Below are 14,732 nucleotides of genomic sequence, written 5' to 3' on the forward strand. Positions count from 1 at the left end.
CCGCGCGGCCACGATCGACGGCGGCGGCGCTGCCTCCCGCACCACTGGCGCCCCCCGCCATGTTTCAGCCCGATGCAGCTCCCCACTTCATGACCACCGCATGACGACCAGCAGGCCCCGCATCGGACTCGTGCTCGGCGGCGGTGGGCTCAAGGGCTTTGCGCACATCGGCGTGCTCGACGTGCTGCACGGTGCCGGCATCGATCCCGTGCTGCTGGCCGGATCGAGCATCGGCGCGCTGATCGCGAGCGCCTACGCACTGGGCACCCCGGTGCCGAGGATGCGTGAGCGGGCGCTGGCACTCACGCGCAAGGACCTGTTCCGCGTGAACGCCGGCGGCTTCGCGCGCGGGCTGCTGCGCAGCCCGAGCTTCTACTATCGCGAACCGCTGCAGGCGCTGATCGCCGGAGTGATCCCGGACCGGCGCTTCGACCAGATCACGATCCCGCTGCTGGTGAACACGGTCGACCTCGAGAACGGCATGCAGGTGATGTGGGGCGCGCCGGGCTTCCGCCAGGCGTCGATCCGGGAGGCGGTGTACGCGTCGTGCGCGCTGCCAGGGTTCTTCCCGCCCGGGGTGGTGTCGGGCCGCACCTGCGTGGATGGCGGCACGATCGACAACATGCCGGTGTCGGCGGTGGCCGAGGGGCTGGACCTCCTCATCGCGGTGGATGTGGGCAACAGCGAGCTGGAGGCGGCCACCGAGGTGGCGCACCGCGGCATCGCGTCGATCTTCATGCGCTCGGCCACGCTGATGATGCGCACGCTGCAGCACATGCCACTGGAGCACTGGACGACGCCCCCGCTGGTCCTCGTCAGGCCGCACGTGAGTCGCTACGGCTGGTTCAACTTCGAGAAGATCCCGCTGCTGATCGAGGCCGGTGCACTGGCGGCGCGCGAGGTGCTGTCGTCGATCCCGCAGGCGCTGGCGGCAGGACGCGGCATCTTCCCGCGGCAGCGCGTGCAGGTCACGGTGGATGCGCAGCGCTGCACCGGGTGCGGGCAATGCCTGGCGATGGCGCCACATGCCATGGTGCGTGGCGCAGACGGGAAGGCGCAGCCGCGCGCCCTGGACTTCGACTGGAGTCCGGTGGACAGTGACTTCACCGTGCACTGTCCCACCGGTGCGATCGGATTGCACCGGCAGTCCTGACGACCTTCGCACCGGTGATGTGCACGACGGCGCGGTGCGGCCGGAGCCGCAGGGATCGTGCGATCGCGGTCACCGTGCACGGCCAGCCTGTGCGCCGGTGCGGGAGCGACGTGCAGCCGGTTACGCCGTCGCAGTCACCAGGGCGGCCGCAGCCAGCGCCTGGTACGAATCCACTGCCGCCCGCATCTCCGCGATGCTGATGAACTCATCGTCGGTGTGCGCCACGTGGATGCTGCCGGGACCGAACAGGTATGGCGTGCCCCAGTTGCTCAGCTCGGGGATGTCGGTGGCGTAGGCCACGACTTCGGTCTCGAAGCCGGGCACGGTGCCAAGCAGCACCGGCTGCACGGTGGTCTCGACCGTGAGCTCGCCGCGATCACCCAGCCAGGTGCGCAGCAGCGCGACCGTCTCGTCTGCGGGGGTCACGAGGCGCACCATCAACCGGGCCGTTGCCTCGGGGGCGATGACGTTGTCGGCCACGCCACCGGCCAGTGAGCCGATGTTGACGGTGGTCTCGCCCAGGATCGGGTGCGAGGGCAGCGGCAGCGTGCGCAGCTCGGTGAGCAGCGCGACGAGGTTGGCGGTCGCACTGATGCCGTTCTGCGGATAGGCCGAATGCGCCGCCCTGCCGCGGGTGGTGATGCTGCAGCGCAGCGCGCCCTTGGTGCCGACGCCGAGCTTCGACTCGGTCGGCTCGCCGTTGATCAGCACGCGGCACCTGTTGGGCATGGCGTTGGCGGCCATCGCCCCGTCGTGCGGCGCCTCCTCGCCCACCACCAGCAGCACGCCGACCGGGCGGCCCTGGTCGCGCAGCGCGGTGGCCGCGCAGATCATCGCCGCGGCGATCCCTTTCGCATCGCAGGCACCACGCCCCTGCAACCGGTCGCCGTCGATCGAGGGTGGGTGGTAGGGCGGGACGGTGTCCAGGTGAGTCGAGAAGACGAGCTCCACCGGCCGCGGCCCGTATGCCAGCAGGTTGTCGCGTCCCGGGGTGACCGGAATCCGTCGCACGTTCCAGCCGAGCTCGGTGAGGATCAGCTCGGCCACGGTCACGACGCGGCCTTCGTTGCCGGTGGTGGACTCGGTGGCCATCAGCTGCATGGCGATGGCGAGGACGTCGGGGGCGGTCGTGGTCGGCATCCGCGAAAACTAGGCAGGTGAACCGCAGGGCCGGCCGCCCCCCGCCCGCCAAACGACTCCGCCATACGACTCTGAGTCATTTGCGGTGAAAGGGGACAGAGTCGCGGGTCGCGCAGTGACTCGGGGGGTTCAAGGGGACAGTCACCTTGAACGGGAGTAGCCGACACTCCCGTCGGTGGACGCTCAACCAAGCTGGGTCGCCGTCCACTAAGTTGCCCCCCAGCCTGTCGGCCCGGCGTCTCGCCGGACACTCGGCAGTGGCTCCATTCATCACTCCGCCCCCGCCAGACGCGGGGGCCCGGTTCCGGAGATCGTCGGACCATGTCCCATCCGAACTCCTTCGGTGCCCGCGCGTCGCTCGACGTCGGCGGCACCGCCTACTCCATCTTCCGCCTCGACGCCCTCGCCGGCCTCCCGGGCGCCCATGTGGACCGCCTGCCGGTCTCGCTGCGCGTGCTGCTCGAGAACCTGCTCCGCTGCGAGGACGACGCCTTCGTCAAGAAGGCCGACATCGATGCGCTCGCGGCCTGGGATGTGACCGTCGCCCGGGAGACGGACATCAGCTTCATGCCCGCGCGTGTGCTGCTGCAGGACTTCACCGGCGTCCCCTGCGTGGTGGACCTGGCCGCCATGCGCGACGCACTCAAGACCCTCGGCGGCGACCCCAATCGCATCAACCCGCTCCAGCCGGTCGACCTCGTCATCGACCACTCGGTGCAGGTGGACGAGTTCGGCACCGCCGACGCCTTCTTCCAGAACGTGGCCCTCGAGTTCGAGCGCAACACGGAACGCTACCAGTTCCTGCGCTGGGGCCAGACGGCCCTCAAGAACTTCCGCGCCGTGCCGCCGGGCACCGGCATCTGCCACCAGGTGAACCTCGAATACCTCGGCCAGACCGTCTTCTCGCGCACCGATGACGACGGCTCGACGCACGCGTACTTCGACTCGCTCGTCGGCACCGACAGCCACACCACCATGATCAACGGCCTCGGCGTGTTCGGCTGGGGCGTGGGGGGCATCGAGGCCGAGGCCGCGATGCTGGGCCAGCCGCTGTCGATGCTGATCCCGGACGTGATCGGCTTCAAGCTCACCGGCAAGCTCCCCGTCGGCGCCACCGCCACCGACCTGGTGCTCACGGTGACCGAGATGCTGCGCAAGAAGAAGGTGGTCAGCAAGTTCGTGGAGTTCTACGGCGCGGGCCTGAGCAACCTGTCGCTCGCCGACCGCGCCACCATCGCGAACATGGCCCCGGAGTATGGTGCCACCATGGGCTTCTTCCCGGTCGACGCGGAGACGCTCAACTACCTGCGCCTCAGCGGCCGCAGCGAACAGCAGATCGCCCTGGTGGAGGCGTACTCGAAGGCGCAGGGCACCTTCCGCACCGACGAGACGCCCGACCCGATCTTCACCGACACGATCAGCCTCGACATGACCACCGTCGTGCCGAGCATGGCCGGCCCGCGCCGCCCGCAGGACCGCATCCCGCTCAGCGAGTCGAAGGCGAACTACCGCAGCAACCTCGCCGACACGCTCAAGACGCTCGGCGCGCAGGGCGCGCCGGCGCCGGTCACGACGGCCACCGCCGTGATGGAGAACGAGGGCGGGCCGGTGGAGGAGGTGCACACCGGCGTCACCTGCCACTTCCGCGGCGAGTCGTTCCAGCTCAAGCACGGCGCCGTCGTGATCGCGGCGATCACGAGCTGCACCAACACCAGCAACCCGAGCGTGATGCTCGCCGCCGGCATGCTCGCGCGCGCCGCCGTGAAGGCCGGCCTGCGCACGCAGCCGTGGGTGAAGACCTCCCTCGCCCCGGGCTCGAAGGTGGTCACGGAGTACTTCGCGAAGAGCGGCGTCGACGTGTACCTGGACAAGCTCGGCTTCCAGACGGTGGGCTACGGCTGCACGACCTGCATCGGCAACAGCGGCCCGCTGCCGGAGGAGATCAGCAGCGCCATCGACAGCGGCAAGCTGGTGGTGACGGCAGTGCTGAGCGGCAACCGCAACTTCGAGGGGCGCGTGAACCCGCAGACGCGCTTCAATTACCTCGCGTCGCCGCCACTGGTGGTGGCCTATGCGCTCGCGGGCCGCATGGACATCGACTTCGCCACCGAGGCCATCGGCATCGGCGACCGCGGCCCGGTGTACCTGAAGGACATCTGGCCGTCGCTTCCCGAGGTGGAGGCCGAGGTGCTGCGCAGCGTCAAGCGCGAGCAGTTCGAGAAGGAGTATGCGGCGGTGTTCGAGGGCGACCAGCAGTGGCGTGACCTGCCGACGCCCACCGGCGAGACGTACACCTGGGACGCGAACAGCACCTACGTCGCCCTGCCGCCGTACTTCGCCGGCATGACGATGACCCCGCCCGGCATCACGCCGATCACCGGCGCGCGCGTGCTCGGCATGTTCGGTGACAGCATCACCACCGACCACATCTCGCCGGCCGGCAACATCGCGGCTTCGTCACCGGCCGGTGTGTACCTGCAGGGGCGTGGCGTGGCGAAGAAGGACTTCAACTCGTACGGCGCCCGCCGCGGCCACCACGAGGTGATGATGCGCGGCACGTTCGCGAACATCCGCCTGAAGAACGAGCTGGTGGGGGGCAAGGAAGGCTGGTGGACGGCCACCGCGCCTGGCGCGACGCCCGAGACGATCTTCGACGTCGCGATGCGCCTGCAGGGCGAGGGCGTGCCGATGGTCATCATTGCCGGCAAGGAGTACGGCACGGGATCGAGCCGCGACTGGGCCGCGAAGGGAACCCGCCTGCTCGGCATCCGCGGGGTGATCGCCGAGAGCTTCGAGCGGATCCACCGCAGCAACCTGGTGGGCATGGGTGTGCTGCCGATGGAGTTCGTGAACGGCGAGTCCCGCCAGACGCTGGGGCTCACCGGCTTCGAGTCGATCTCGATCGCCGGTGTCGACGACACGCTTCAGCCGCGGGCGACGCTGACCGCGACCGCCACGGCAACCGACGGCAGCGTGAAGACGTTCACCGTCCGGGCCCGCATCGACACCCCCGAGGAGCTCCAGTACTTCCGCAACGGCGGCATCCTGCCGTACGTGCTGCGGAACCTGGCCCGCGGGGCGAAGTAGCAGGTCCAGCTCCTGATCCCGGTGCGCGAGGCCCGCGCGCCGGGTGCCCCTCGCCCGCTCCCCGCCGGATGGCGGCGGTCGGGCCGTTCCACCCGCCTTCATCCCACACGCCAATGCTGAGACTCCGCCGCTCCCTGTCGGCCCTGGCCGTTGCCGGCCTCCTCGTAGCACCGAACACGCTGCGCGCCCAGGCCGCGGCCGCCGCAACACCGGCCGGTCCGGAGGTGGGCCAGGACGCCCCGGGGTTCACCATCCCCGTCGTCGGCAAGGACGGCGCGGTGCGGCCGCTCACGCTGTCGTCGCTGCGTGGCAAGACCGTCGTGCTGGCCTTCTTCCCGCGTGTACGCACCCAGGGCTGCACGGTGCAGATGACCGCCTACCGCGACAAGTGGGCGGAGCTCTTCCACAATGGCGAGAACGTGACGGTGATCGGCATCAGCACCGACGCCAGCGCCGACCAGCAGGCGTGGGCCCGCGAGGCCAACTTCCCGATGCTCTTCGGCAGCGACGTGGGTGGCCAGGTCGGTGCGGCGTACGGCGCCTTCATGCCGGCGAACAACATCGACAATCGCTACCTCTACGTCATCGGCCCGGACGGCAAGATCGCCTACACCGCGAAGCCGTTCCGGCAGATGGTCGAGACCGCCTACACCGACCTCGGCGCTGCAGTCACGAAGGCGCGCGGCGGGCACGGGCACTGAGCCCTTCTCGGCACGCTGCACTGGCGGGCGCATCCGATCGGGTGCGCCCGCCGTGCGTTCGGGCATCATGACTGATACATCTGCACCGGCGGCTGCACGACGCTACACTGCGCCGCATGACGCACACGGCTGACCGGACGCTCCTCGAGAAGTTGTTTCGGGAGGCGCTGCAGCAGCTGGAGCCCGCCGGCGGGGTGAAGGACGCCATGGACGGAGCCGGGCTCGGTGGGGCGCCGCTGCACCTGATCGCCACCGGCAAGGCGTCCCGCGCGATGTCGCACGCAGCGCTGGCGTGGTGTGCGGCGCACGCGGTGCCTGTCGCCGGGGGCGTCTGCGTGACCCACGACGATCCCCACGAGCCGGATGGCGTGCTGCGTGTCGTGACCGGTGACCATCCCGTGCCGGGTGAGTATTCGCGCGCAGCCGCGGACGCGATCGGCCGCCACATCGAGTTCGACGTGCAGGCTGGCGACGACGTGCTGGTGTTGCTGTCCGGCGGCACGTCGTCGCTGATCGGGGCGCCGCGTGCGGGCATCGCGCCAGCGACCTACGTCGCGTGCTGCACTGCGCTGCTGGGGGCGGGCATCGACATCCGCGCCATCAACGTGGTGCGCCGTCGCCTGTCGCGCTGGGGTGGCGGTCGCCTGGCGCAGGCGCTGCACGACGCCGGCGCACGCACCACCGTGCTCGTCATCTCCGATGTGCCTGGCGATGATGTGGCATCGATCGGCGGCGGCCCGTGCGTGGCCGAGTCCGCACCCTGCTCCGAGGCACACGCCTGCGTGGAGCACGCGGCGCTGGATGCCGCCGAGCGACGCCAGCTGCACGAGGCGATCGACGCCACCCACGTGACGCACGCCACCTTCGCACCGGTGCCGCACCTGGTGCTCGCCAGCAACCGCATTGCGTGCGGGGCGGTGGTCACGGCGTCGATCAGTCGCGGGATGGACGCGACGTTCCGCAGCGAACCGCTGGCCGGTGACGCGCACGATGTCGGCACCTTCGTGGCACGCGCCGCGCTGGCGCAGGCCGCGGCGCCGGACCGGCGCGGGGCGACGGTGCTGTGCTGGGGTGGTGAACCCACGATGCGCGTGCCGCCGCGCGCGCCGGCCGGCGGGCGGATGCAGGCGCTGGCGCTCGCCGCGGCGCAGGTGCTGCACGACGCCGGTGAGGCAGCCCGCGGCATCACCCTGCTCTGTGCCGGCACCGACGGCCGCGACGGCGCCACCGACGCCGCCGGTGCGGTGGTCACCAGCGCGACGTGGCGCGGGATCCTGGCACAGGGCCTCGATCCCGCGCAGGCGCTCGCCGCGCGCGAGAGCCACACCGTGCTGCGCGCGGTGGGTGCGTTGGTGCCGGCGATGACGACGGGGACCAACCTGAACGACGTCGTGATCGCGCTGGTGCAGCCGCCCCGCTAGCTAGCGCGCGAGCGCGGCGAGGAACTCCGCCATCTCCTCGGCGGCCGCGACGCTGCCGATGCGGCTGAAGAGCGCACGCGCCTCGCTCCCGATGCGCCGCGCCTCGGCGCTGTCACGGCGCCGGAGCATCATCTGCGCATGCGTCTGCAGCGCCTGCGCCTCCTGGAGCCGGTGCTCATGCGCGAGGGCGAGTGCGTGGGCACCAGCGATCGCCTCATCCGCCTCGCCGGTCAGGCCCATCCGGTCGCAGGCATCGGCCCGCACCCGCAACGCATCCGCCTGCAGGAGGTAGTCGGGGACGCCCGCGAACACCGCCGCCGCGCGCGACGCCGTCGCGCGGGCCCAGGCATGGTCCCCGCGCCGCAGCGAGATCTCGGCACGGCCGACCTGCGCCATCGCGGCCAGCCGCGGGTTGCCCGCCTCGTTCGCATACTCGATGGCACGGCGTTCCGCATCCTCTGCGGCATCGAGCTCGCCGCGGGTCCGGCAGGAGATCGCGAGGTTGTGCCAGCTCTCGGCCAGGCCACGCGCATTGCCGAGCCGCTGGTAGGTCATGATGGCGCGCTGGTACGCCGCGATGGCCTGCTCCGCATTGCCGCGCAACGCCTGGATCAGACCCAGGTTGTTGGTCGCCCGTGCAGTGAGCAGGGTATCATCGTCCGTCAGCGCCATGCCCAGCGCCTGGTCGAAGCGATCCGCAGCGGTCTCCAGCGAACCGAGTGCGAACGCGGCGGCGCCCTGCATGTTGATGGAGCGACGCACGGCCGGCCGGTCGCCAGCGCGTGAGAGGAGCGGGATCGCCGTCGCGAGCCAGCGCGACGCGGCCTGCGGATCACCGGTCCACAGGCACGCATCGGCGAGCAGCACGGCTCGCGTCCCGTCCCGTTGCGTCCCGTCCGGATCCCCTTCCAGCACCGCACGCACGTCGCCCCACGCGCCGTCGGCGGCGGCGGCGCGTGCGGATTGCAGCACGGGATCGGGGAACGGACCGGTCATCGGGGACTACCAGGCGACGGCGTGATTGGTGAACGACGTGATGTCGGCCTTCACCTCACTGAAGTTGCTCGAGACCTCCACGGCGCTGGTGAGCTTGTACCACGGCTGGCTCACCGCCTCCTGCTTCCAGATCGCGAAGCTCGCCACCAGCGACGTGTCGGCGGCATTCACCACGCCGTCACGGTTGCGGTCCGGATCGGCGTTCCGGAAGTCGAGGCGCAGTTCCGCCGGCTTGCTGGCGCTGAACTTCAGCCCGCTCGGCGAGAACTCCGTGATCAGGTTGGAGAAGTCGCGGATGCGGATCGTGATCCTGACGGAATCGCCCTCGGCGAACGCCGAGCCGTCGGGACGGGTGAGCAGCGCCTCCTTGCGCACACGGAAGCGGAGGTAGCGCACCGAGTCGGAGCTGCCGGGCGTCGGCAGGTAGTACATCGCCACCTCGCGATCCTCGCCGCGCTTCGCCCAGAACACCGCGCTGTCGCGGCTCAGCGCCACGCCGGGGGCGGGACGCAGGAAGGTGAGCTGCGACTGCGGCACCGGCTCCGTGTTGGTGTTGCCGTCGCCGGGCGCCGTGGTGTCGGTGCCGCAGCCGAAGGCCAGCAGCGCGGTGAACGTGAGGCCCAGCCATCGGGAACGTCGCATATCAGTAGTCCTCGTTGAGTTCGTCGTCGGTGGCGCCGGACGCCTGCGCGTCCAGCAGCCGCTGCAATCGCGGACGGCTGATGCCCAGTCGGCGCGCTGCCTCGCTTTTATTCCCGCCACAGCGCTGCATCATCGCACTCGCCGCGCCGCGCGCGAGCATCGACAACGATGCCGGCCACGGCAGCTCCCCTCCCGACGAACCGGCTGCGACCGTCGCGCCGTCGCCCGCCAGGTCCGTCGCTTCCAGCCGCACCCCATCCGACAGCAACAGCGCCCGCTCGATCACGTTGCGCAGCTCGCGCACGTTGCCGGGCCACGCCCGGTCAGTCAGCGCCCGGGCCGCAGCCGGCGCGATCGTGGGCGCCGGCACCATCCCGTACTCGTGCGCGAACCGCGTCACGAACGCCTGCGCCAGCCCCAGCACGTCGTCCGGTCGCTCCCGCAGCGGCGGCAGCTCGATCGGCATCACGTTCAGCCGATACCAGAGGTCCTCGCGAAACTCGCCGCGCTGCACCGAGGCCTTCAGCTCCACGTGCGTGGCCGCGATGATGCGCACGTCGAACGGGATGGTGCGCGTGCCGCCCACCCGGCGCAGTGTGCGCTCCTCCAGCACCCGCAGCAGCTTGCCCTGCAGCGCCAGCGGCAGGTGCCCGATCTCGTCGAGAAAGAGCGTGCCGCCGTCGGCCAGCTCGAACAGTCCCGGCTTCGCGGTCCGTGCATCGGTGAACGCCCCCGCCTCGTGCCCGAACAGCTCGCTCTCGAGCAGGTTGTCGGGGATGGCGGTGCAGTTCACGTCGACGAACGGCTTCTTCGCCCGCGGGCCGTTGTAGTGGATGGCGCGCGCGAACAGCTCCTTCCCCGTGCCCGTCTCGCCCTGCAGCAGCACGGTCACGTTCCCGTGCGGGATCACGCGTGCCGCGCGGGTGAGGGCCGCCCGCAGCGCCGGGCTGTCGCCCAGGATGCCGTCGAACGCGTACTTCATCCCCTCGCGCGAGGCGAAGGCCGAGCCGTCACGCTGCTCGCCGATCCGGCGCGCGGCATCGCTCACCCAGCTCCGCAGCGCCTCGAGGTCACCCGGCAGGGCGAAGTACTCCTGCGCACCGCTGCGCATCGCGCCGACGGCCAGCCGATGGTCGCTCGTCGAGCCCACCACCGCCGTGTGGGCAGGCGAGGCCACGCGTTCGAGCGCCGAGATCGCGTCAGCTTCCACGCCGCCCGCCGCGAGCAGGTGGATGGCATCCGGCAGCGCCGCCCAGGCCGCGAGGCCGTCCGCCGTCGGTGCATACGGCTGGAGCGTCGCACCGGATGCCGTGGCCAGTTCCGGCCACAGCATCTCGAACGAGTCCGACCAGCCAAGGAGTGCGAGCGTCGTCACCAGGTCCGATGGCGCGTGCCGGCTGCGCCGAAAAGAGTGTCATGTCTGAACGCCGGTCCGGCACTCAGCCGTCGCGTCCGTGGCCGCTTCCGCCATGGCGGCCACGCCCACGGTCTTCCCGTCCGTCACGATCCCGGTCGCCGAACGCACTGAACGAGTTCCGGATATTCTGGTCGATCAGCACCTGATTTGCGACCGTCGGCGCCACGATCGCCCCGCCGGCCCCACGGAACCACGCCGACACGTCGATCGCGGTCGAGACGTTGTCGTTCACCCCCGTCTCCACTGTCAGCGACGGCTCGAACTCGAACTCCACCTCCGTCTGCGCCCGGCTCAGGAAGGTGAATGGCGCCCCCTTGTACGTCCCTGTGACGCGCACGGTCACGTCGCGAAACCCGGGATGCGCCACCAGGAAGTCCTTCTCCGCCTGTGTCGCGCGCGAGCTGCTGCTCACGTCACCGACCTCGAACTCGAACTCATGATACGTGCCAGCCGGCACCGTGACGGCCAGTGGCGAGGTCGCCGCACCACCGAGGGGCATGTCCAGCAGCATCGGTCCGAGGTCGAGCCGTGAACAGCCGTTCACGTCGTGGCTGCGGCCGCGCTGCTGGCTCGGGGCGATGGAATCCGGACAGGCCGCGACCCCGGCCCGGCGCAGCTTCACGTGGCTCAGCACCATCTCGAGCTTCGTGACGATCAGGGTGTCGGCCCCGCTGCCCGTCAACACCAGGTTGCCGGCGGCATTCGTGGCGGCCGCCCCCGCCACCGCCGGCGCGGTGAAGGACACCGAGAGGCTGGCGGCGCCACCCTCCGCCGCCACGGGGCTGTCGCTGCTGCCGGCGCAGGCCGTGAGGCCAGCCAGCACGAAGAGAGGCAGCACGCGGCTGCCGCGGGGGAGAAGTCGTCGAGTGCGCATGGGTGGCTCCAATGAGAATCAGGGGTCGGGATCGTCCGGCTGATCCACTGGAAGGGCATGGCGCGCGCCACCGGCCGCGGCGCCTGCCGAATATTCCAAGCTCTTGACTGGCAACGACTTGCACGCGCCGATCGCGGAGCGTGACGGGAGCGAACGCCATCGGCGCGTTGCAGTCTGTATCGCCGCATTACAGCCACCGGCAGCGCGCCGGAGGGTAGTCGCTCAGGCCAGGCGGGCGAGGAAGAGGCGCATCTCGCGCGCGGCCGCGGTGCTGCCGAGTGCCTCGAAGCCCGCCAGCGCCTCGTGCGCCCGGCTCCGCGCGCCGGCAATGGCACCACGGCGCAGCAGGATCTCGGCGTGGGTCTGGAGAATCTGCGATTCCTGCAGCCGGTGCGCGTGCGTCCGCGCGAGCGAATAGGCCCGGGCCAGCTCGGCGTCGGCATCGGCCTCGCGATGCAGGCGGTCACTCGCCGCGGCCTGCACCCGGATCGCGTCGGCCTGCAGGAGGAAATCGGGGAGCGTGCTGAAGACCCCGGCCGCCCGCGACGCACTCGCATGCGCGAAGACGAAGTCTCCGCGTCGCAACGCGACCTCGGCGCGCCCCACCTGGGCCATCGCGGCGAGGCCAGGGCTGCCCGCCTCGCCGGCGTACTCGATCGCGCGGCGTTCCGCCTCGTCGGCGTCGTGCAGCTGGTCCTGCGACCGGTACGAGATCGCCAGGTTGTGCCAGCTCTCGGCGAGGCCCAGCGTCTGGCCCATGCGGTGGTAGACCGGGATGGCCAGCTGGTAGGCGGCGATGGCGCGATCCGTGTCACCGCGCAGCGCATCGATGGCGCCGAGGTTGTTGATGGCGCGCGCAGTCAGCAAGGCGTCGCCATCGGCCCGCGCCATCTCAAGCGCCGCACCGAACCGTTCGGCCGCGCCCTCGAGGGTGCCGAGGGCGAAGGCCGCAGCCCCCTGCATGTTCACCACCCGCCGCAGTCCCGGACGGTCACCGGTGAGCACGAGCAGTGGCGCCGCCGTCTCGAGCCACCGCGTGGCGGTGCGCGGATCTCCCGTGCGCAGGCAGGCCTCCGCGAGGAGACTGGCCCGCGCGCCATCCCGCTCACTCGCCGCCGCCTGCGGCTCGAGGTGTGCGCGCACCTCGCCCCACGCGCCCGCCTCGGCGGCGGCGCGTGCGGTGAGCAGCACGGGATCGGCGGCAGGACCGAACATGGCCGTGCTAGTACGCGATCGCGTGGTTGGTGAACGAGAGGATCTGCGCCTCGATCTCGCGCATCCCCCCGGAAACCTCCACCCGGCTCGACAGGCGCACCCACGGCTGGCCCGCGAACTCCTGCTTCCAGATCGCGAACGTCGGCACCAGCAGGGAGTCGGAGCGACTGACGGTGCCGTCGTCGTCGTAGTCGTCATCCGCATGCTCGAAGTCGAGGCGCAGCTCGGCGGGCGCGGCCGGGTTGAACACGAGCCCACTCGGCGAGTACTCGGTGATGATCCGCGACAGGTCGCGCACACGGATCGTGATCCGGATCGAGTCGCCGAACGCGAACGCCGTGCCGTCCGGCCTCCGCAGCAGCGACTTGTCCTCGACCTTGAAGCTGAGGAAGCGCACCGAGTCGGTGCTCCCGGCGGTGGGCCGGTAGAACATCGAGACCTCGCGATCCTTGCCGCGCACGGCCCAGAAGCTCACGCTGTCGGTGCCGAGCGACGCGCCCGGCTCCAGGCGGAGGAAGGACATCTGCGCCTCCGTCCGCGTCGGCCCGCTGCCACTGGGGTCCACCGGCGCGCCATCGCCGCCGCCGCAGCTCATCACCAGGATCGAAGCCATCGCGCCGAGCGCGACCTGCCGTATGCGTGACATCGTCAGAACTCCTCTGGGGTTTCGTTGGGTGTCTCGTCGTCACTGCCTGCCTCCAGCAGCCGCTGCAGGCGCTGCCGGCTGATGCCGAGGCGGCGCGCCGCCTCGCTCTTGTTGCCCGCGCACCGCTGCACCATGTCGGCGCAGGCGCTCCGGACGAGGGCGCCCAGCGGTGAGGGCCAGTCCAGCTCACAGGTGCCGCGCGTGGCGGTGGGCGCCGCGCCCGGTCGGGAGAGATCCGCGATCTCCACGCGATGCCCGTCGGAGACGAGCAGGGCGCGCTCGATCACGTTGCGGACCTCGCGCACGTTGCCGGGCCAGGGCCGCGCGGTCAGCACCCGCAGCGCGTCCGGGGAGAGCGTCGGGGCCGGGTCGATGCCGTACTCACGCGCGAAGCGCCGCACGAAGGCCTCCGCCAGTTCCACCACGTCGTCCAGGCGTTCCCGCAGCGGCGGCAGCTCGATCGTCATCACGTTCAGACGGTACCAGAGATCCTCGCGGAAGGCGCCCTGCTCCACGGCGCGCTGCAGGTCCACGTGTGTTGCCGCGATGATGCGCACGTCGAAAGCGACGCTGCGGGTGCCGCCGACGCGGCGCGACGTGCGCTCCTCGAGCACGCGCAGGAGCTTGCCCTGCAGGGCGAGCGGGAGGTGGCCGATCTCGTCGAGGAACAACGTGCCACCGTCGGCCAGCTCGAACAGCCCCGGCTTGGCCGTGCGCGCATCCGTGAAGGCGCCGGCCTCGTGCCCGAACAGTTCACTCTCCAGCAGCGTGTCGGGGATCGCGGTGCAGTTCACCTCGACGAACGGCTGGCTCTTGCGCGGCCCGTTGTAGTGGATGGCGCGGGCGAAGAGCTCCTTTCCCGTCCCGGTCTCGCCGGTGAGGAGGACGGTCACGTTGGGGTGCGGAATCACGCGGCCCGCCAGCGCCAGCGCCTGGCGCAGCGCGGCGCTCGACCCGAGGATGCCATCGTAGGTGTACTTCGTGCCCTCCCGGGCGGCGAACACCGACCCGGCCCGGGTGTCCTCGATCCGCCGGACGGCATCCACGATCCAGCTCCGCAACGCCTCCACGTCGCCCGGCATCGCGAAGTAGTCCTCGGCACCGCGGCGCAGGGCGCGCACGGCCACGCGGTGATCGCCGGCCGCACCGACCAGCACCGCGTTCGCCGGCATCGCGTGCCGCGCCAGCGCCTCGATCGCAGTGGACTCCACCCCGCCGATGGCGTGCACGACGATGACGTCCCGCCGCAACGCCAGTGCATCCAGCAGCTCCGGCGAGGGCGCGTGCAGCACGTCGAGCACCACGCCAGACGCTGCGGCCAGTTCAGGCCACAGCGTCTCGAAGGAGGTCGACCAGGGAACGACGACGAGCGATGTCACGTGGTGGCGGAATCCTGGCGAGTCGCCCCTGACGACTGACGCAAGCCGCGAGTCCGGGCGC

The 14,732-nt window shown here is 70.9% G+C and carries 12 protein-coding genes; 4 read left to right on the forward strand and 8 right to left on the reverse strand.

The genetic code is table 11. The annotated features are described in order from the left end of the window. The first annotated feature begins 100 nt into the window (after positions 1–100). Positions 101–1,153, forward strand: coding sequence for a patatin-like phospholipase family protein (locus tag IT355_15520; GenBank protein MCC7054680.1), 1,053 nt, complete (start codon positions 101–103; stop codon positions 1,151–1,153). A gap of 120 nt (positions 1,154–1,273) precedes the next feature. Here the strand turns inward: IT355_15520 and IT355_15525 are convergent, their stop codons facing one another. Continuing rightward, positions 1,274–2,293, reverse strand: coding sequence for a M20/M25/M40 family metallo-hydrolase (locus tag IT355_15525; GenBank protein MCC7054681.1), 1,020 nt, complete (start codon positions 2,291–2,293; stop codon positions 1,274–1,276). Between the two features lie 321 nt (positions 2,294–2,614). Here IT355_15525 and acnA point away from each other — a divergent pair, with 321 nt between their 5' ends. From acnA to IT355_15540, 3 genes are all read left to right on the forward strand, one after another. After that, positions 2,615–5,380: an aconitate hydratase AcnA gene (gene acnA, locus IT355_15530; GenBank protein ID MCC7054682.1), complete on the forward strand. Its 2,766-nt coding sequence runs from the start codon at positions 2,615–2,617 to the stop codon at positions 5,378–5,380. A gap of 113 nt (positions 5,381–5,493) precedes the next feature. After that, entirely contained in the window at positions 5,494–6,081 is a 588-nt protein-coding gene (locus tag IT355_15535; protein ID MCC7054683.1) for a redoxin domain-containing protein, read from the forward strand. Positions 6,082–6,197: 116 nt separating this feature from the next. Beyond that, positions 6,198–7,502, forward strand: a complete 1,305-nt coding sequence (locus IT355_15540) for a DUF4147 domain-containing protein (protein ID MCC7054684.1) — start codon at positions 6,198–6,200, stop codon at positions 7,500–7,502. Here the strand turns inward: IT355_15540 and IT355_15545 are convergent, their stop codons facing one another. The 7 genes from IT355_15545 to IT355_15575 form a co-directional block, all read right to left on the reverse strand. Next, the gene (locus IT355_15545; protein ID MCC7054685.1) at positions 7,503–8,498 is read right to left on the reverse strand and encodes a tetratricopeptide repeat protein; all 996 of its coding nucleotides are present in this window, start codon (positions 8,496–8,498) and stop codon (positions 7,503–7,505) included. 6 nt (positions 8,499–8,504) lie between these two features. Continuing rightward, positions 8,505–9,140 carry a hypothetical protein gene (locus tag IT355_15550; GenBank protein ID MCC7054686.1) on the reverse strand — a complete coding sequence of 212 codons (636 nt, stop codon included), beginning with the start codon at positions 9,138–9,140 and terminating at the stop codon, positions 8,505–8,507. Position 9,141: 1 nt separating this feature from the next. Continuing rightward, entirely contained in the window at positions 9,142–10,515 is a 1,374-nt protein-coding gene (locus tag IT355_15555) for a sigma-54-dependent Fis family transcriptional regulator (GenBank protein ID MCC7054687.1), read from the reverse strand. A 64-nt stretch (positions 10,516–10,579) separates the two neighbouring features. Beyond that, positions 10,580–11,431: a hypothetical protein gene (locus IT355_15560; protein ID MCC7054688.1), complete on the reverse strand. Its 852-nt coding sequence runs from the start codon at positions 11,429–11,431 to the stop codon at positions 10,580–10,582. Between the two features lie 222 nt (positions 11,432–11,653). Next, positions 11,654–12,646, reverse strand: a complete 993-nt coding sequence (locus IT355_15565; GenBank protein MCC7054689.1) for a tetratricopeptide repeat protein — start codon at positions 12,644–12,646, stop codon at positions 11,654–11,656. Between the two features lie 7 nt (positions 12,647–12,653). Then, positions 12,654–13,292, reverse strand: a complete 639-nt coding sequence (locus IT355_15570) for a hypothetical protein (GenBank protein MCC7054690.1) — start codon at positions 13,290–13,292, stop codon at positions 12,654–12,656. 2 nt (positions 13,293–13,294) lie between these two features. Further along, positions 13,295–14,671: a sigma-54-dependent Fis family transcriptional regulator gene (locus IT355_15575; GenBank protein ID MCC7054691.1), complete on the reverse strand. Its 1,377-nt coding sequence runs from the start codon at positions 14,669–14,671 to the stop codon at positions 13,295–13,297. Positions 14,672–14,732: the final 61 nt, after the last annotated feature.

This window comes from Gemmatimonadaceae bacterium (assembly GCA_020851035.1).
Taxonomy (GTDB): domain Bacteria; phylum Gemmatimonadota; class Gemmatimonadetes; order Gemmatimonadales; family Gemmatimonadaceae; genus JACMLX01.

Coding starts and splice junctions, on each gene's coding strand:
- IT355_15520 (MCC7054680.1), top strand. CDS start 101: ATGACGACCAGCAGGCCCCGCATCGGACTCGTGCTCGGCGGCGGTGGG.
- IT355_15525 (MCC7054681.1), bottom strand. CDS start 2,293: ATGCCGACCACGACCGCCCCCGACGTCCTCGCCATCGCCATGCAGCTG.
- acnA (MCC7054682.1), top strand. CDS start 2,615: ATGTCCCATCCGAACTCCTTCGGTGCCCGCGCGTCGCTCGACGTCGGC.
- IT355_15535 (MCC7054683.1), top strand. CDS start 5,494: ATGCTGAGACTCCGCCGCTCCCTGTCGGCCCTGGCCGTTGCCGGCCTC.
- IT355_15540 (MCC7054684.1), top strand. CDS start 6,198: ATGACGCACACGGCTGACCGGACGCTCCTCGAGAAGTTGTTTCGGGAG.
- IT355_15545 (MCC7054685.1), bottom strand. CDS start 8,498: ATGACCGGTCCGTTCCCCGATCCCGTGCTGCAATCCGCACGCGCCGCC.
- IT355_15550 (MCC7054686.1), bottom strand. CDS start 9,140: ATGCGACGTTCCCGATGGCTGGGCCTCACGTTCACCGCGCTGCTGGCC.
- IT355_15560 (MCC7054688.1), bottom strand. CDS start 11,431: ATGCGCACTCGACGACTTCTCCCCCGCGGCAGCCGCGTGCTGCCTCTC.
- IT355_15565 (MCC7054689.1), bottom strand. CDS start 12,646: ATGTTCGGTCCTGCCGCCGATCCCGTGCTGCTCACCGCACGCGCCGCC.
- IT355_15570 (MCC7054690.1), bottom strand. CDS start 13,292: ATGTCACGCATACGGCAGGTCGCGCTCGGCGCGATGGCTTCGATCCTG.